The 19,725-nt window shown below is 48.8% G+C and carries 11 protein-coding genes; 3 read left to right on the plus strand and 8 right to left on the minus strand.

Annotated features, from left to right (window positions below):
* Window positions 1–72: 72 nt before the first annotated feature.
* The 4 genes from MHH57_RS18095 to MHH57_RS18110 all read right to left on the minus strand — a co-directional run bounded on the left by MHH57_RS18095 (window position 73) and on the right by MHH57_RS18110 (window position 9,753).
* Window positions 73–1,452 (minus strand): HAMP domain-containing sensor histidine kinase, encoded by a 1,380-nt coding sequence (locus MHH57_RS18095; RefSeq protein ID WP_342434371.1) that lies wholly within the window; start codon window positions 1,450–1,452, stop codon window positions 73–75.
* Between the two features lie 2 nt (window positions 1,453–1,454).
* Window positions 1,455–2,165, minus strand: a complete 711-nt coding sequence (locus MHH57_RS18100; RefSeq protein ID WP_029515637.1) for a response regulator transcription factor — start codon at window positions 2,163–2,165, stop codon at window positions 1,455–1,457.
* Window positions 2,166–2,333: 168 nt separating this feature from the next.
* Window positions 2,334–2,831, minus strand: coding sequence for a hypothetical protein (locus MHH57_RS18105; protein ID WP_340956463.1), 498 nt, complete (start codon window positions 2,829–2,831; stop codon window positions 2,334–2,336).
* 157 nt (window positions 2,832–2,988) lie between these two features.
* Complete coding sequence (locus tag MHH57_RS18110; protein ID WP_342434372.1) at window positions 2,989–9,753, minus strand: WIAG-tail domain; 6,765 nt, start codon at window positions 9,751–9,753, stop codon at window positions 2,989–2,991.
* 189 nt (window positions 9,754–9,942) lie between these two features.
* Here MHH57_RS18110 and fabV point away from each other — a divergent pair, with 189 nt between their 5' ends.
* Window positions 9,943–11,130 (plus strand): enoyl-ACP reductase FabV, encoded by a 1,188-nt coding sequence (gene fabV / locus MHH57_RS18115; RefSeq protein ID WP_029515641.1) that lies wholly within the window; start codon window positions 9,943–9,945, stop codon window positions 11,128–11,130.
* Between the two features lie 296 nt (window positions 11,131–11,426).
* Window positions 11,427–11,579: a DUF1540 domain-containing protein gene (locus MHH57_RS18120; RefSeq protein WP_013311427.1), complete on the plus strand. Its 153-nt coding sequence runs from the start codon at window positions 11,427–11,429 to the stop codon at window positions 11,577–11,579.
* Between the two features lie 153 nt (window positions 11,580–11,732).
* On the opposite strand, the gene MHH57_RS18125 is transcribed toward MHH57_RS18120, so the two are convergent.
* Window positions 11,733–11,972, minus strand: coding sequence for a hypothetical protein (locus MHH57_RS18125; protein WP_340886161.1), 240 nt, complete (start codon window positions 11,970–11,972; stop codon window positions 11,733–11,735).
* 93 nt (window positions 11,973–12,065) lie between these two features.
* Window positions 12,066–12,437: a DUF4190 domain-containing protein gene (locus MHH57_RS18130; RefSeq protein WP_025720792.1), complete on the minus strand. Its 372-nt coding sequence runs from the start codon at window positions 12,435–12,437 to the stop codon at window positions 12,066–12,068.
* Window positions 12,438–12,660: 223 nt separating this feature from the next.
* Here MHH57_RS18130 and MHH57_RS18135 point away from each other — a divergent pair, with 223 nt between their 5' ends.
* The gene (locus tag MHH57_RS18135; protein WP_029515643.1) at window positions 12,661–13,248 is read left to right on the plus strand and encodes a hypothetical protein; all 588 of its coding nucleotides are present in this window, start codon (window positions 12,661–12,663) and stop codon (window positions 13,246–13,248) included.
* Between the two features lie 11 nt (window positions 13,249–13,259).
* On the opposite strand, the gene MHH57_RS18140 is transcribed toward MHH57_RS18135, so the two are convergent.
* Together MHH57_RS18140 and MHH57_RS18145 are read right to left on the minus strand one after the other, a co-directional pair.
* Complete coding sequence (locus MHH57_RS18140; RefSeq protein WP_029515644.1) at window positions 13,260–13,607, minus strand: hypothetical protein; 348 nt, start codon at window positions 13,605–13,607, stop codon at window positions 13,260–13,262.
* Between the two features lie 179 nt (window positions 13,608–13,786).
* Window positions 13,787–19,300 (minus strand): S8 family serine peptidase, encoded by a 5,514-nt coding sequence (locus MHH57_RS18145; RefSeq protein WP_342434373.1) that lies wholly within the window; start codon window positions 19,298–19,300, stop codon window positions 13,787–13,789.
* Window positions 19,301–19,725: the final 425 nt, after the last annotated feature.

The raw sequence follows: 19,725 nt of genomic DNA on the forward strand, positions 1-19,725 counted from the left end.
CTTCCATTCGATGTTAGATAAATGAAATGTTTCTCCGAAAAAACGATCATTTTTAACCATTTTTGTACTCATTTATAACATGCGCTGGATATAGCTGAAGCGTGCTCCACCCAATGGCGAACGTGTGCAGAGTAGTTCTCCATTCAACCGGGTAGCAATTTGACGACAAATAGCCAATCCAAGACCTGTGACACCATTCGAGCCCGCATAGAATCTTCCGAACACCTCGGTTGCCTCTTGTTCGGTCAGCCCTTCCCCATCATCATCCACATGCATAACCCATACAACCTCCGGTGTTGTCCCTGTCTCCAAATGAATGACAACCTCCGCAGAGGTATGCCGAACTGCATTTTGCAGCAAATTCAATATCATGCGGAACAATTGCTCGGCCGGAACGGCCACATGCAGACCCTCTCCCTCCACTCGGAGCGAGATAGAACGTTCAGCAGCCACCGGCATCAATAGATGAACAGCATCCTCCGCCATGCTTCTAAGATCAACCAGAGAGACAGGCCACTCTTCATTCAGCGCCTCCAGCCTCGATAGCTGCAGCAGCTTTTCCACCATGTCAATTAACCGCTGGGACTGCACTTTGATGATACTCAGTCCCTCGTCCTGGGATACCACTTGATCCTGTATGGCATATACATAGCCTTGAATCGACATTAACGGTGTCCTTAGCTCGTGAGATACATTTTGTAGAAATTCAATTTGACCGTGATGGTGCTGCTGAATACGGGCGGACATGGAATGAAAGGTGCCGATCAGCTCGCCAATCTCACTTTTATCCGCCTGTGGAAAATCACTATCCTGCGGCTGATTCGGCTCATAGTTGCCAACCGCCTCTTTCAATCGTTTGAGCGGACGCACCAGACGCGAGACCACCATCAGACCAATGACGAGAATCACTAAAAAACCCGCGATGATAGACAGTAATGTGGTTCTCATTAACGGTACATACAGGGCTCTCAAAGAAGATAAGGGTGAGTATACAAAAATACGAAAAGGTTGTCCGGGCAATTCCTCATTCGTAAACAGTACCTTTTTACCTTGAAGCACAGCCACCCCTTCATGTGTAGCGGTCAGATCCTGGGCAGACGGATGAACCGATGCAAAAAATCCCTGGCGGATCAAAAGCAAATGTTCGATCTTTTTGCCTTCCATTCCAGAAACGCTTGAGTCGATGATGTGGTTATCCGTGCTTAAAATAAAGTAATCGGTAGATAAAAGCACGCCCTTGATAACATAGTTAAATTCAGCATTATCCAGTCGATCAAAGCCTCCATCACTCATAATATGGACGGCTTTGCGTGCCTGCTCATGAAGTTTGGATTTGGCTTGATTCACCAGAATGTCGTCGATAAGTCTGATGAATAAGACCACTGTAATACAGACGGTAATAAGCATGGCGATGGACAGGGAAAGCAGTATTTTAGCTCTCATCGTACGCATGATTACAACTCCTGAACCGTTGCTTTATATCCGAAACCCCATACGGTGTTAATGACGAGCGTAGAGTGATATTCAGCTAACTTTTTACGAATCCGTTTGACCAGATCATCCACGACTCTCACATCACCTATAAAATCATAGCTCCACACCTGCTGAATCAGATGTTCCCTGCCAAAAGGTCTTTCCAGATGATTCGCAAGAAACAGCAACAGATCGAATTCACGTGAGGTTAAATTCAGCTCTTGTCCGTCCACTGTGACTTTACGAAAGTCAGCAAAAATATACAGATTGCCCGCATGGCATAGATCTGCGTTTTCTGCCGCTTGCCTATCGTCCGATGCAGACATTCCGGCCTTGCTCAGTCTCAGCATTGCTTTGACCCTTCCTACCAACTCCCTTGGATTAAAGGGCTTGGTCAAAAAATCGCTGCAGCCCAGCTCCAGCCCGTGAATACGGTCGTTCTCTTCTCCACGGGCAGAGATCATAATGATCGGCATTTCCGTAAACTCACGAAGCTGAGTCAGTAGAGAAAGCCCATCAATGCCAGGCATCATAATATCAAGAACGAGACAATCCGGACGGTTCGTACGGATATGCTCTACCAGTGTTTTACCGCTGGAAAAGGAAGTCACCTCGTAGGATTCTTTTTTCAAATATTCAGATATTAATTGCAGAATGAACACATCGTCATCCACTACTACTATTTTTGTCATGGCCTTAACCCCTTGCCGTTGTTCTGGATGCTTCCATCCTCTCTTTAAGCTTAACAGAAGCCTAGCAGAATAGACAAAAGACGGGTATACCGTTCCCGGTCCCGTCTTTCTTATCATGAATCGCTGCTGTATATGCCAGGCGAGCTGAGTGCTAACTACGCATCAAACTTATTTCTTGGTTGTTACTACTTTGGCTGCTGCTTTTGGAGCTGTTTTTGCTGGGACTGCTTTTTTAACTGGAGTTTTGTGGGTCACTTTTTTAGCTACGACATGATGTGTACGAGTTTTATGAGCTGTTGCTTTGTGTTTAACAACATTATGTTTTTTGGCATGATGTTTAACTGTACGGTGCTGCCCTTTCACTGCTTTTGTTTTGTGGCTTGCCGCTTTTTTCGCAACGGATTTTTTGGCAGGGGCTTTCTTTGCTTTGGTTGTTGTTTTATGAGCTGTTACAGCTTTTTTAACCGGTGTTTTTACCACAGGTGTTTTCGTCACAGGTGCTTTTGCCGGTGTTTTGGTAGCTGGTGTCATAACCGCAGGAGCTTTGGTTACTGGTGCAGTGCTCGCTGGAGTCGTTGTTGCTGTAGCGGCGAATGCGCTGCTTGCTCCTCCCAGTACACTTACTACGGTCAATACGGCTGCTGCATTTTTAGTCCATTTTTTCATGATTGAATCACCTCTCCTTTAAAGTATCTTTAGCTTATCAGGAGAATTCGGCATAATTGTGGAGCAAATGTGTGAAAAGTATATGAAAAAGCGTGCAGTTCTGTATTTAGAAAATACATGAGTCTGCACGCTATGAGTTTTACAATAACCGTCTTCACTAGCCAATGGCGATCCAGGAAATAATACCGTAGTTATGCGCGGTTTCGTTCCACTTGGTTACGACGATCACTGCTCCATTCGGCGTCTGAGATTTCAGCGTCGCATGAAAGAGAGGGTGGTTCGTCATCGCTACTAATGTGTAGTCCGGGTTTACAAAAGGCTCCCCGAATACAATGGTCACTTCCGTCTCTCCTTCACTGCCTTTCAAAAGAAACGGCGCTCTGCCGAACTGCTGCAATGCGGGCTGATTCGCACACGTACGAACCGGAGTGATGCTCAAATGCTCCGGCTTCACTGCGTTCAGCTCCAACTCACGTGAGCCTACAGTGCCTTCCACCAGATGATGGCCTTCAATGCTCTGCTCTGCCACATGATGGCTTTGTACCGCAGCGGCCTGCAGATGCTCTGCTCCCACAGCTCCCGGGCTCAGCACCTCTCTGTCGACGGCCTGAGCTTGCAGATGGTTTCGAGATATACTGTTTGCCTGAAGTCTGTCGCCACTGATACCTTCCTCTGGCAAAAGTCCCGAGAGATGAATATCTGTGGACAGCTGAGCCCGTGTCACTGAGCCTGCTTTTAGGTGATGCGAATCAATAACTTCCTCTCCAATGTGGTGGCTCTCAATAGCCTCCTCAGCCACATGACGGGACTGTACCGTTCCATCTGCCAGCTTGCTGGATGTTACCGCTCCTTCTTGTATAGCATCCTCAACCACCGCCTGCCAGCCTACATGCTGTGGTTGAATAGCCCCTGCTTGCAGATGCTCCGACTGGACTGAATCCAGCGCGATATGCCTGGACTGCACCACGCCTTCTGCCAGTGCGGACCCTTGGATCGCCCCCTCGGCCAAATGCTGAGCGTGTACGGCATGCTCCGTTAAATGCACGGAGTTTATGCTGGCTTCTGCCAAATTCGAAGCACGCACCGCCCGAAGTGCAAGCTTCTCAGCGTTCACGCTGCCTGCCTGGAGCGCGTGAACCGATATACTCCCCGGCGCAATATGCCGAGTCATCACTGCCGAAGCCTGCAAATGATCAGAGGTGACCGATTCAGGAGCCAGGTGGCTCGACTGGACGGCCTCTTCTGCCAAATGATTGGCTTGCACCGCTTCGTCTGTAATGTGCCACGGCTGGACCGAATGAGGAGATATTTTAGCGGCAGTTACGCCATCATCCGCTAGTTTGTCGGACGTAACGGACTCATTCTGCAAAGCATTGGTCGATATTGCTTGTGAGGCGATATGCACACCTTGAATAGTTCCAAGATGCAGATGGTGCGGTTGAATAGACTCCGGTGCGATATGCACGGACTTCACCGCCCCCTCTGCCAGCGCTCTGTCCTGTACAACACCGGGTGCCAAATGCCGAGGGTGTACGGCATGCTCAGACAGCTGTGAAGGACCAACACTTCCTTCCGCGAGATTCGTCGCGTGCACCGAGCGTGCCGCCAGTTTTTCCGAGGTGATGCTTTCTGCTTGAAGCGCACGACCTGACACACTGTCCTGGGCCAGATGTCTCGCAAATACCGAGGAAGCCTGCAAATGATCAGAGGTGACGGATTCAGGAGCCAGATGGCTCGACTGGACGGCCTCTTCTGCCAAATGATTGGCTTGCACCGCTTCGTCTGTAATGTGCCATGGCTGGACTGAGTGAGCAGACAGCTTGGCGGCAGTCACGCCCTCATCCGCCAGTTTGTCGGACGTAACGGACTCATTTTGCAAAGCATCGGTCGGTATTGCTTGTGAGGCGATATGCACACCCTGAATGGTTCCCATTTGCAGATGATGCGACTGGACGGACTCCGGTGCGATATGCACGGATTTCACTGCCCCTTCTGCCAGCGCTCTGTCCTGTACTGCACCAGGTGCCAAATGCCGGGGGTGTACGGCATGCTCAGACAATTGTGAAGGGCCGACGCTTCCTTCCGCGAGATTCGTCGCTTGCACCGAGCGTGCCGCCAGCTTTTCCGAGGTGACGCTTTCTGCTTGTAACGCACGGCTAGACACACTATCCGGGGCCAGATGGCTCGCAAGTACCGCCGAAGACTGCAAGTGGGCTGAAGTGACAGATTCCGGTGACAGATGGCTCGACTGGATGGTCTCTTCTGCCAAATGATTGGCTTGCACTGCTTCGTCCGCAATGTGCCACGGTTGTACCGAGTGAGCCGACAGTTTGGCAGCAGTCACACCCTCATTCGCTAATTTATCAGACGTAACGGACTCATCCTGTAATACATCGGTCGATATCGACAGGGATGCTAGATGCTCGCTCTGAATAGTTCCAGGGTGCAGGTGATGCGGCTGGATGGATTCCGGGGCAATGTGTACTGACTTCACTGCCCCCTCAGCTAGCGCTGTATCCTGCACAGCGCCGACTGCCAAGTGCTGAGTGTGTACCGACTGTGCAGATAAATGCGAAGGACCGACGCTGTCTTCCGCAAGATTCGTCCCTTGTACCGAGCGTGCTGCCAGCTTTTCCGAAGTGACGCTTTCCGCTTGTAGCGCAAGACCGGATACACTATCCGGCGCCAAATGACTCGCAAGTATCACCGAAGACTGTAAGTGGGCTGAGGTGACAGATTCCGGCGCCAGATGACTTGATTGAACGGCCTCTTCTGCCAAATGATTAGCTTGCACTGCTTCATCTGTAATGTGCCACGGCTGTACCGAGTGAGCCGACAACTTAGTGGCAGTCACACCCTCATCGGCCAATTTATCAGATGTCACAGACTCATCCTGTAAAACATCAGTCGATATCGACTGAGATACCAGATGCTCGCCCTGAATGGTTCCAGGGTGCAAATGGTGTGATTGGATTGATTCTGGAGCGATATGCACGGATTTCACTGCTCCCTCTGCCAACGCTCTATCCTGTACCGCTCCGGCTACCAGATGCCGGCTGTGTACGGAATGTGCAGACAGATGTGACGGTCCGATGCTGCCTTCCGCAAGATTCGTCCCTTGTACCGAGCGCGCTGCCAGCTTTTCCGAGGTGACGCTTTCCGCCTGTAGTGCACGACCGGATACACTATCTGGCGCCAGATGACTCGTAAGCACTGAGGAAGCCTGCAAATGGCGAGAGGTAACGGATTCGGAAGCCAGATGGCTTGACTGGATGGATTCTGCTGCCAAATGATTTCCTTGCACTGCTTCGTCTGTAATGTGCCACGGCTGTACCGAGTTGACCGCCAGCTTGGCGGAAGTCACACCCTCATCCACCAATTTATCGGAGGTAACAGACGCATCCTGCAAAGCATCGGTCGATATGGCCTGGGATGCGATATGCTCGCCCTGAATGCTTCCTGTGTGCAGGTGATGTGGCTGGATTGACCCCGCGGTAATGTGTACCGACTTCACTGCTCCCTTTGCCAGCGTTGTATCCTGTACTGCGCCAGTTGCCAAATGCCGGGCGTGTACCGACTGTGCAGACAAATGTGACGGGCCGACGCTGTCTTCCGCAAGATTCGTTCCTTGCACCGAGTGGGCTGCCAGCTTTTCCGAGGTGACGCTTTCCGCTTGTAGCGCACGGCCGGACACACTATCCGGGGCCAGATGGCTCGTGAGCACTGACGAAGACTGCAAGTGGGCTGAAGTGACACTTTCCGGTGCCAGATGGTTCGACTGGATGGATTCTGCTGCCAAATGATTTCCTTGCACTGCTTCGTCTGTAATGTGCCACGACTGTACGGAGTGGGCCGACAGCTTGGCGGCAGTCACGCCCTCATCTGCCAGTTTGTCAGATGTCACAGACTCATCTTGTAAAGCATCGGTCGAAATGGCCTGGGATGCAATATGCTCGCCCTGAATGATTTCAGTATGCAGATGGTGTGGTTGGATCGATTCCGGGGCAATGTGCACGGACTTCACCGCTCCCTCTGCCAGCACTCTATCCTGTACCGCTCCAGCTGCCAAATGCCGCGTGTGTACGGACTGCACAGATAGATGTGAAGGGCCGATACTGCCTTCTGCAAGGTTCAATCCTTGTACCGAGCGGGCTGCCAGCTTTTCCGAGGTTACACTTTCCGCTTGAAGTGCACGACCGGACACACTATCCGGAGCCAAATGTCTCGTTAGCACCGAGGAGGCCTGTAGGTGCACCGAGGTGACCGCTCCAGATGCCAGATGGGTCGAGTCCACAACCGCCACGGCCAAATGGTTGCTTTGTACAGCTTCATCCATAATATGCTCGGACTGCACTGCATGGGCCGACAACTTGGTAGAGGTTACACTTTCCTCTGATAGTTTGGCAGAGGTAACCGCTTCATCCTGTATGGCTTGAGTCGCTATAGCCTGCAATGCAATATGCTCTCCCTGAATGATCCCGCTTTGCAAATGCTCGGATTGGATGGATTCTGCTGTAAGATGCTCAGACTTCACAGCATTCTGGGCTAATATCGTGTCCTCTACTGATCCTGCGGCCAAATGTCTGGTTTGTACGGCCTGTGCAGCCAAATGCCCGGGTCCCACGCTGTTTTCCGCCAGGTTGGAAGCCTGCACAGCCCGAGCCGCTAACTTCTCGGAAGTGACGCTTTCCGACTGAAGTGCATGGCCGGACACACTATCTGGGGCGAGATGTTTGGTTTGGACCGAAGCAGACTGCAAATGGTTGGAGGTGACGGATTCCGGCGCCAGATGATTCGCCTCCACTGCTTCAACAGCCAGATGGTTGCTCAGTACTGCTTTATCCGTAATATGCCATGGCTGCACCGAACGAGCAGACAGCTTGGAGGAAGTGACACTGCCCTCAGCTAGCTTAGGCGCAGTAATCGCCAAATCATTAATTTTATCCGTAGCCACACTTTCCGGCGATAGTTTCAACGAAGTAACGGCATGATCCTGTAAATGGTGGGAGTATACCGCACCACTGGCCAAATGCGCGGTATGAACAGCGCCTTCGCCTAGTATGTCTGCGGTAACGGACTGTTCTTGCAACGCCGCGGTTCCGACACTTTCTTCCCCAAGATGCTTGCTCTGTACAGAGCTCTGGGCCAAATGGGTTGAATCCACCGATTGAGCCTGTAACGCCTTTCCGCCCACACTGTTGTCGGCAAGGTGGTTTTCACGGATTACTCCCGTTGCAATGTGTACGTGGGTAATGGCTTGAGACGCAACTTTATTTCCGGTTACCGCCCCTGTGCCAATTTTAGTTTCTATAACCGCCTCGTCAGCGATTTTGTCAGACTTAATAGCGCTCGAAGCGATGTGATTTTCCTTGATAGCCTGATTCGCCACATGGTAATCCAGAACTGCACCCTTCCCTATTTTCTCGCTTGTCACAGCCCCGGAATGCAAATGTTGCTCCGTAACCGCCTCTGGTGCAATATGATCTTTCCGAATAATTTCGGATTGAAGATGCACGGAAGAAACTGCCTCTGGAGAAATCTGAGGTCCTTGTATGGCTGCTGTTGCAATATGTCTGGTAAGTACTGCCTCATCGGCAATTTTGTGTGGGAGAATGCTCTGATCCGATATTTTGGATGAAGTGACGGATTGATCAACAATCTGCAATGAGCCTACAGACTGATCTGCCAGTTTATTGGATTGAATACTCCGATCCGCGATATGCCGGGCTGTTACTTGGCCCGTTCCAAGCTGCTCTTCCCCGATGGAGCCAGGACCCAGATGCTTTCTTTCAATCGCTCCTGCCTGAATGTGCGTACTGGTGACTGCCTCAGACTCCAGATGACGCCCGCTGACAACACCTTCCTCCAATTGTTCCCTGCCCACAATTCCGTCGGATAGCTGCTTGCGATTAATCGAACCGGGGGCCAAATGCCTTGCATGAACGGCATGCTCGGTCAGGTGCGCGCTCTCAATGCTGCCTGCCTGGATTTTAGTTCCATCCACAGCCCCATCCCGCAATTTGGAGGTGGTCACAGACTGATCGCCCAGCTTGGAGCTATCAACAGCTTCATTCGCCAAATTGTTCGATTGAATCGTACCGCTGCGAATTTTATCGGAGGTGACCGACTGATCTTGAAGCATATCTGAAGACACGATCCATTGCTTGAAATGACGGCTTTCAATCGAGCCATTGGCAATATGATCGCCGCTGATAATTTTATCCGCCAGCTTTTCTGGAGTGATGCTGCCATCACGAAGTTTTTCACCACTAATAGAGCGATCCTGCAATTTACTGCCTGCCACTGATGCGTCTGACAGATGCTCGACCGTAATGGAGTCGGGAGCAATCTTCGAAGCAGTCACAGCACCGTCAGCTATTTTAATTGTATGAACAGCATAATCTGCTAGAAATTCCGTTTGGATACTCTCTTGTTTCAGCTTGCTGGAATCTATGGAAGCGGGAGCGATCTTTTCACCTGTCACAGCGAAATCACTCAAATCGTCTGTATAGATGAAAGCATTGTTTACATGCGGAGCCTTCTTATTGTTCAAAATTTCTTCCACATCAATTGGATCAGGTTCTGGTTCTGGTTCCGGCTCTAGCTCTAGCTCTATCTCTGGCTCTGGCTCTAGCTCTGGCAGTGGGGGTTCTTCCATCAAAGCTGGAGTCTCCTCTACATCTGCAACCTCAATTTCTTTCTCGTGCAGAGCCTCGACTTCAGGCTCGAAAACTGTCTTTAGCTCCGACTCCTCTGTAGTTGGGGGAGGCGGAGAAGCAACTTGATGAAGTCTTGCTTCTGTCTCCCTCTCCGCAGGCAGTGGTTTTGAGCGTTGTATCATACTTAACTCATTCATATCCGGGTCAATTACACGATAGAGCGGCTTTTTGTTTCTGTTGGTTTTTCGGCTCTTGTTCTTCAAGCAGCTCTCTCCCTTCTCATGTTTATCGTTACAGCATCATATGCAGACCCTTAGGCACTTGCCACCCTGTACAGAGATTCACTTTTGGGTAAAAAGGATACTTACTAAAATCCACGTTTGAAAAAAAATAGTTAAAAGTTAAAATAGTAAGGGTGAAGATCGCTACAAGAAGAGAGGAATTACAATAACATGATTATCAAACCAAGAACACGTGGCTTTATCTGCACCACTGCTCATCCGGTGGGCTGTGCCCAACATGTTCAGGAGCAAATTGACTATGTACAGGCCCGTCCTGCTATCCAAGGCCCCCGTAATGTACTTGTAATCGGGGCATCTGCCGGATATGGATTGGCTTCTCGCATTACTGCCGCCTTCGGTGCGCGTGCCAATACAATTGGCGTGTATCGTCCTAGCAATGCTACGGCTACACGCACAGCATCGGCAGGCTGGTACAATTCTGCTGCATTTGAAAAAGCCGCTCAGGAAGCTGGGCTTAAATCCTTAAGCGTGACAGGAGATGCCTTCTCGGATGAGGTCAAAGCCAAAACGGTGGAAGCCATTCGCGAAGAACTGGGACAAGTCGATCTAGTGGTTTATAGTGTCGCTTCAGGTCGCCGTACAAATCCCCGCACAGGCGAAACGTTTAATTCCGTGCTTAAACCTATTGGTAAGCCTTACACAAACAAGACCGTTAACTTCCACACCGGGGAAGTCAGCAGCGTGACGCTCGAACCCGCAACAGAAGAAGAGGTACAAGGAACTGTAGAAGTTATGGGCGGTGAGGACTGGAAATTGTGGATTGACGCCTTGCGTGCTGGCGGCGTGCTCGCCGATACTGCAACGACCTTCTCTTTTTCGTACATCGGTTCAGATATTACACAAGCCATCTACAGAGAGGGCAGTATCGGAAGTGCAAAGGATCATCTGGAGGAGACAGCACGTCAGCTGAACGATCAGCTGAAAGTTACAGGCGGACGCGCCTTCGTCGCAGTCACCAAAGGACTCGTTACCCAATCAAGCTCCGCTATCCCTGTCGTTCCTCTGTATATTTCTGCTTTATATAAGGTAATGAAGGAAAAAGGGCTGCATGAAGGGTGCGTAGAACAGAGCTACCGCCTGTTTGCTGAGCGTCTGTACGCACCAGAAACTCCTGTAGATGAAGAAGGACGTATTCGCATTGATGATTGGGAACTGCGCGAAGACGTGCAGGCAGAGGTTGAGAAGATATGGGAGGCGCTGACGACCAACAATATCTACGAATTGTCAGATCTTGAAGGATATCGTCGCGAATTTTTCCAACTGTTCGGCTTTGAGTTCGAAGGTGTGGACTATGATGCTGATATTGATCCCATCATAAATATTCCTAACGTGCGCTAAGTCTTTTAGTGCTGTCCCTATGTTAGAAAAACAAAAAAAGCTGTTCTCCAGCAGAGAAACATTTCGTTCTGCATGGAGGACAGCTTTTGTTTTTAATTAAAAGGGACACTTATGTCCGCTTTGAACTGCAAATGATGCTATCATTGCAATTTTAAATTTCATTTGATATTGTACAGGTAGGCATAGCAAAATCCCTCTTCCTAACAAGAGGGTAAACACAGTTGGACAAGTCCTACCTTGACTGACCGTGATACTATTTGCTCAGCCCATCACACCCATATAAGGAGGTGCACAACATGGCAAAAGACGTTCTGTGTGAAGTCAACTCTTGTACGTACTGGGCCCAAGAGAATAAATGCAGCGCTAGCTCCATTTACATCGTAAGCAACAGACCAGAAGACACTCACAAGTCTGAAGAAACAGACTGCAAAACCTTCGAAGCCAAGTAAATCTTTGATTTCAAGCCTAGCTTTATAATGAAGGAGCCCATGCCCGGGTTCCTTCTTTCTTATGATATTCTAACAAGAATGATAATTATTATCAAGTCCTTTTTCGGTACAGAAAAGCGCTTTTCGCTTGTATACAATCATTTCTCTGCTACTTTATAAATCCACGCTGAAAAGGACACTGCTGTTCTCTCTAAAGACAAAAAAAGAAGCGTCGCTCTGAACGATTCGCTTCTTGTGCTTGACCTTTTGTAATTGTTCCTGCTTGGTCGGCTTCATTCGTATGTGCTGTGAAATCTCGCCATAATGGTCATTTGTTTTGCGGCTCTGTGCCGCGCAATAGATTCCAGCGCGTTTTGCCTTGCTTAGCGCTTTTTGTGTTTGAGTACGTGCCATACGGCTTCACTCTCCTTCATTGGACTCCTTTTATCATAGCATCCAATAGTCAAATCGTGAATGGTTTGTCTGACTCAAGCATTCTTCAATTCATTAAATGTCTGAAAAAATATCCGGATCGCCACTGGAGGCCGCTACAATAAAAACAATAACTATAAAAATGATGATCAGTGTATAAATCAGTGTACCGATAATACTACATACCAGTCCAGCAATGGCCATACCTCTGCCTTGCTCGCCATGACGGTTAATTTCCTTCAGGGAAAGACTGGACAAAATAATACCCACAATTCCGATAATCAACCCGATATAGGGAATGACAACAGATAAAATCCCGAGCACCATCGAGGCAACAGCTTTACTATTGGTAGGTGGAACTACTGGGGGCGGGTTAAATGGGGCGTTATAATCGTTCGTCTCCTGAAAAGGATCGGAAGATCGAGGCTCCTTGTACAAATCACTCATCTGTTAAATTCAACTCCAATACGAAAAATAGCAATTATATAAGTTCTAGGGTACCACAATCTTACAAATCAGGACAGTACTTATTTCGAATTTTTAAATTAGAACGTTAAAAAGAAGAAACATAGCGATATTAGCACTTTTTGAGGTAACTGGGCATACAGTATTTTACCTGTTACAGATCAATTGTGCTCCATGAGAGCATCCTGCCAAGGAGGTCGGAGCTATGCTATATCGTGCAACATCCCACAGAAAGCGCTCGCCTCACAAACGTTTAAATGCAAACACACTTAGGATAATATCCACTGCCATGCTGCCATTTTACAAAGCTATAGCAACTCGCCGTGCGTTTGCAGTTCAATGGTCACGAGCTGTCGTTCAGGCGAATTTGGATCGGATGAAATCCCTTCTCTGCTCAGTAGCTCCATTTGCCGCCAAACAAGGCTTAGGCACGAATGGCATCGGCTACTTTATTTCCTTTTTAGCTCAGCCACCGATGCTCTATTATACGAATGGAACAACGATTCCACCGGGGACTGTGCAGTTTACATTTGAGCCGAGAGTTCATCGCGCCATCGCAAAAGCCGTTTTTCCGCTGTATCGCGAATTAGCACGTAATCCATGTTTTGCTTCTGCCTTAGCCAAAGCGATCAACAGACAAGACCAGCGTGCAGTTCATGTCATGATCCGTAGTTTGATTCCATCCTCTGCGCTGAAATCCGTACAAATTGAGGACGATGGCTTTGCATTGCTTTTTAAGTATTCCTTTAGTAAATACCCCTATCGCAATCTGCTCTTTCGAGAGTTCACTTAAAAAGGTTGCTACTAGCGTGCTTGCTTGAGTTCTCCAATGAGCTCTTTTCCCAGTTGTATGGCCATATCTGTCAGCACTCGGATTTCGTCCTTGGATGCATGGTCCAAATGTGTCCCGCAGCAAATGGCAAAATTGCCCGCAAACTCTTTTCGTAAGCGAACTGCAATTTCTTCGGTAATATAAAACTCCTTGTGATTTTGCAATTGCACAGTTTGAATCGGCTCGAGTCTGGCCCCTGCTGTAATCGTTCCCAAATGGGGCTGATCACCGCCAGAAATGAGTACAACGATATCTTCCCCCATAAAATAGGCATCCAGTACAAGACGGATACGTCCGCTTTCTTTTTGCAAATGAATCATATGATCCTCTCCTGCTAAAATATTATTGTGAAACGATTCACTTTATAGAGTTCTACTCATTGTATCGCTTCCTGAACGGTTCGACAATTAAAAATGGCCCACAGCAGCCTCTATAAACCGTGGCTTGCTGTGGGCCTTCATTGATACTCTAAAACAAGCATTCCATTTCCTACTGGGTGTTAACGGATCGTGATCGTATGCACAGTCTTACCGCTTGCGCCGTCATTATCCGTCACCGTTAGCTCCACGGTATACGTTCCAGCTGTGGTGAATTTATGCTTCACCTTGGAACCGACTGCCGTATCGCCATCGCCAAAATTCCAGCTGTAGCTGACGATTTCACCGTCTACATCACGGGAAGCTTTGGCGTTAAATTGTACATTTTTGTTCTTCTTAGCGGATTCATTAGCCTGAATAATGGCTACTGGCTTTTCATTGGATGTAGGTGGATTCGGATCAGGGTTCTGTCCTCCACCATTGGTTACATACAATCTTCCCGGTGCCTCCGTCTCCACTTCATTTCCCGCTGCATCCCTTACCCGGATCACGATGACTCCGCCTTCCAGGTTCAGAGAAGATGAAGTGAAATAAGTACCTTCATAGTGGCCTGACGAAGTTTCATTTAATGGAATATCGTTGCGACCCAAAGTGGACAGGTTGAAAGGCAGCTCCACATGGAAGGACGCTTCCAAACCGGATGCACTGTCAAAGGATACTCGTACCGACTGTCCTGGAGTAATACGCACATCCTCAGCAGGACTAATGTTTTCAAGCTTCGGCAGAGCTGTATCGACATACACCGAGCGCGTAACGGTTGTTTCGTTTTCGGCAAGATCCTTGGCCGTCACCGTAATTTGATTTTCACCTTCGTTGATAAGCAATCGCTTGTTAAAGGTGCCGTCACTTCCAAATTCGGCTGGCTCGCCGTTAATCGTCAAATCGGTGAGGAATTCGTCATACACCGTACCGGTGACGCTCACGACACCCGCATTCGTACGGGCTCCTTCATCTGGCGAAGTCAGGATCAGACCCGGTTTAGTCTGGTCAAGTGTCACGACCACCGGTTCGGAACGATCCGTTATTTTGCCGTATACCGCTGCTTGGACACTTAGCGGATTAGCACCTGGTTGAAGATCAACCGACAAACTGAACTGGCGATCCTTCACCTTCGTTGTGCCAGCCAGCTCCTTACCGTTAAAGAGCTGAATATCGGCTCCTTCTGCCGGAGAAGTTCCTGTTACGGTAATCGTCTCTTCCTGCGTATAGGTAGCCTTCGTAGGAGTCGTAATCGTTGGAGCATTCACCGGATATCTGACGATAGCCCGGATCATGTAGTTACCCTCCTCCTCAGGTGATTGGCTCCATGTGCCGCTTACACCTTGCCAACTTCGAAGCGCATTGGGACTGCTTTCATCTGTAGCAAGACCCGGCGACTGTGTGCCTACAGCAGACTGTGTATATACGATGTAGAAGTCACCTTGAACCGTCACCGGCTCTGGGAGCTGTACCGTCGTCCATTGTGTCTCATCCCGTACGGCAGTCCCGTCGAATGGACCAGCCAACAATCGTCCAGGTGCTCCTGCGGCACCGGAGGCGTCATAGACAGAATATTGGAATGCCGTTCCTCCCGGATTCGGGAAGGCAGAGTTCCAGAACAAAAGCGATGCTCCTGTCACTTGAGTCACTTCCGACTCAGGTGTCATTCTGACTGCCCATGAATTGCCTGCCGCGTTAAAGGCTCTAGCATTTTCTCCTGTCCCGTCATCGTAAGCAATGCCTCCTTGGAACCCGATAAAAGGTTTCAACATGACATTCGCTTCCACACTACCGTTCGGAGGAGCAGTAACGGATACACTGTCGCTATAATAATTTTCGGCTGCAATGGACAACGTGTATGTTCCTTCCAGCACGTCCAGCGTAAATTCTCCAGCCTCATTCGTTTCTACCGGAGCAATGCGTGCATCCTCCACCACCAACACTTTCGCTTTTTGGATCGGTTCACCGGATTGCTTGTCGGTAATGACCCCGTGAATCGTACCGTGAGGTATGGCCTGAAGACTAAAGTTTGCTCTGATGACTTTGTTATTCTCAATCGTGACTGCTTTCGTTTGAGGAACGTAACCGTAGGCTTCAGCCTTCAGCGTATAGTCGCCGGCTACATGGGTGAAGCTGTATTTGCCCGTGGTCGGATCCGTTTTTACCGAACGTCCGGTTTCCAATACCGTAACCGTAGCGCTGGCTGGAAGACTGTCGAGACCGACACGTCCACGTTCCACCGTTGTTTCTGCCGGCTTCACTTTCTCCTGGAATTCACTCTTTTCAGTACTTGTAATTTTGTACAGCGGGAACTGTTCTTCCGCTTTTTCCAGCTTGATATTCGACTCAGGTACGATGTCCTTAGTCACTGTCGTAGCTGGAATGCCAAGCACACGGAAATCGTCAATATACCAGCCGTTCTTGTTCACACTGTTATCCGATTTCAAACGGAAGCGAATTTGGATTTCATTGCCGGCGTAGCTATCCAGATTGTAATAAACTGGAGCCCACTTTTTCCCGTTCGTATTGTGAGAGAATTTGCCCAGCTCGCTCCACGTGTCACCATTGTTTTTGGACACTTCCACATAACCGTAATCATAGCCAGCCTCAATTTCAAACCAGTGATTGAAGGTCAGTGTTGCGTTGCGTACAGCTTGCAAATTAATTTTTGGTGAAACCAGCGAAAATTCAGCTCCGTTCTCATAATTGCTATCCAGATCGGTTGCCCACACATTGGGTCTGGACGCTGCGCTCTCTGGTCCTACTTCCTTAGGAATGCCGCGTTCCCACTCATCTTTGGTGCCGGAATGAGTCCAGCCATTATCCGAGCTGCCATCAAAATGATCGCTATACAGCGTATCCGGCACGTCTACTCTCAGAGAAGCCTCATTCGACTTGATTCCTTCATTGCCACTATAATCCTCGGCCGCCACTGCATAATGGTAGGTCGCTCCACCGACCGTGATGGTATCTGTGAATGTCAGTGCTGAGGTTGTACCGACGGAAACATAATTTTTACCTGACTGGGTAGAACGATACACCTTGTACTGCTTCACATCTTCATCGGAGGAAGCATTCCAGGCCAGCGTGACGTTGCCCACAGTATCTGCTTCAGCAGTCAAATTGCTCGGCGCAGCAGGTGCAACGGTGTCTGGCTCCTGAATCGACAGATCGTCAATATACCAGCCATCTTTCACAACCGTATTGTCACTAGTAAAGTTGAACAGGAGGTATACCTTTTGACCCGCGAATGCCCGCAAATCAAGATATTGTGTTTTCCAGCCGTTGCTGGCGCCGGTAAATGATAATACCTGCTCAAACGCATTCTGATTGTTTGTGGTTGCTACGTACACTTTGCCGAAATCAGAATTGTTTTCAAGATCGTACCAATGCTTGAAGCTGACCAGTGCCCCTTTTGAGCTCTCGGTCAGATCAATCGGAGGGGCCATAAAATAACTGTTGGAGTTGGTCTGATATTGGCCTTCGAGATTGGTCGCGATGACCTTTGTACCCGAATGTGCGCTTTTAGGGCCGCTTGTTGGAGTTCCCCATTTCCAAACACTGCCCTGTCCACCGATATTAATACCGGCAATGTCTTTTTCAAAGTCTTGTGTGTAGCCTGGTTTTACCCCTTTAGAGATTTTCACCTTATATACTTCAGTTTCAAATCCGTTATTACCGTAATCATTTACACGAATATAGTATTCCAGACCAGCGCTATCCACCAAAAAAGTCGGGATGGATGCTTGATATGTACCATCTTTGCTGTCGCCGGAGGTCCGTTCCAACGGAATATATACATAGTTTGACGTACCCGCTGTTTTGGCAAATGCCTCAACGGCTGTCACGCCGACATCATCCGTTACATGAGCAGTCAGAGGTATATCAATACCCTCGAATGCCGCAGCGGGCGGTGTATGCTCGAGAACAGGTGCTTCCAGATCGTCGCCACCCGTTACAACTTTACCAGACACGGAGCCCAGACCCTGCATGACCGAACCGACCGCATCCAGCGCATTAATGACACCATGTCCGTAGCCATTGTTTGGTGAAGTAGGATATGTGCTGTCCGTTCGTGGTGTAGCCGTATTCATCAAAATTTCCTCAAGTTGATCTACGGTAAGCGAATGATTCGCTTGCAGCAACAGCGCTGCAAGGGCCGCAACATGAGGTCCCGCCATAGAAGTACCGTTATATCCGCCTTTATAGGCGCCACCAGCAACAGATGACCGGATATTAACACCCGGCGCGGAAACTTCGGGCTTCACTTCACCATAGGGTGAGGGTCCTAACAATGAGAAGCTGGCCAGATTATCATTGCTATCCGTGGCTCCAGTAGCGAAGGATTCCGGATAGTTCGCCGGATTGGCTACTGAGGCAGGTCCGCCCGGATTGGAAAGAGAGGTGTTACCTGCAGAGAATTCGGGGAAGATTTGAGCATCCCGCCATGCCTGAACCACAGGCCGGAACCATTCATCAAGACCCGGTCCGCCTCCCCACGAGTTGTTCACTACATCTGGAGCAAGCTCGGGATGAAGATTCCCTTGAGCATCTTTTGGCGCAAGCAGCCATTGACCGCCATCCAGTATAATCGCATCCGTCGTTTCCGGATTAAAAATCCGAACTGCAATCCACTTCGCACCAGGAGCAACGCCCACTCGGTTCGTTCCGTTCTCCTCGGAGCCGACCATCGTGCCCATCGTATGCGTACCATGGGAATCGTCTTCCTGATCGACCGGAAGCGTCGCATGACTATGCGGATCGTACCAGCTCAGCTCGGGATTCACGACATTGCCTGCCGCGTCCAGACCCCGCCATTTGCGATGAAGGGCCGGATGTGTATAATCTACACCTGTATCCAGATTGGCAACTACGATTCCGGTTCCGTCGATTCCTTTTTCCCACACTTGTGGTGCGTTAATATGGGATATGTTCCATTCCACCGTAGATGGGTCTACAGCGTTCTTACCTGCATTGCCAGGCTTAGCCGATGTTTTGCCATCGTCCTTCTCCAGTTCTACAGCTTTCTCTACCGTTGCAGACTTCGCCGTTGCTGCTGTCGCTGTTGCAGCTGTTTCAGCCGTTTTGGCATTTGCTCCCTCTGCTTGCTTGTCAACTGTCACCTTTTGCAGATAACGCGTTTCATTGGGTAAGACTTTATCGACCTCAGGTAGTTTCGAAATATGATCCAGCACCTCCTTGGTGCTTGTTACAGCCAATGCATTGACAATAAAATAGCTTTTATATTCCTTCACTCCGCCGCTCTCTGATTGCTTGTCCAAGTAATTTTCAAGCCCATATTGGGTTCTTGAAGCGGTTTCACGCAGAGAGCTGATCACATGGCTGCGTGCAGCCATTTTGGCAGCGGAGGGTGTTATTTTCTCAAGTGAGGCCTTTTGGAGAGCATTTTTGGAAACCTTGTTGGTGTCTACCTGTTCTTTTAATTTGACCAGATAGGTAACATAGTTATTCTCATCAAACTGTTTGGTCAGTTTCGGAGATACCTTCGCGGTCGTGACCTTGTGAGAGGCTGATTTCAGCTCCAGCTTGGAGCCATCCGGTGTGTTATTCGCCAAAGCAGGTTGAACAAAGGAAAAGGCCATTAGTAAAGATAGTCCGATAGACAGTGGTTTCTTGAATCGTTTAGGTTTAATCAATTACTTTTCCACTCCTTTTACTAGGTTTAATGTTTCTGAAATAACCTGTACAGAGTAAGACCTCATGCCTTGCACATCAAACACACGGGTTGCGCAACATGATGTGGTTGGCGACCACCTCCTTCATAGAATATAGAGGCACAAAAATATTTGGCTGTTCATAGATGGCAGTACTTCATAGGTGAGTTTACAATCCCAATAGAAGAGCGATGAAATTCAGTAGAAACCAAGGAGAAAAAGCAGGAGAACTTCGAAGAAAAACATGTTATATCATTACAGTTTATATTAAAAATTGATATATAATCATATATTATGGAATAGTATAAAGTTATCAAAACAGATATACAAGTCATTTTTTTGCATTTTTCTTGAAATTCTATGACTTTTATATTCTTTTATGTACGAAAACCCCTTTTTAGCGGCTA

The sequence above is a fragment of the Paenibacillus sp. FSL H7-0442 genome, assembly GCF_038593105.1.
Classification (GTDB): Bacteria; Bacillota; Bacilli; order Paenibacillales; family Paenibacillaceae; genus Paenibacillus; species Paenibacillus polymyxa_D.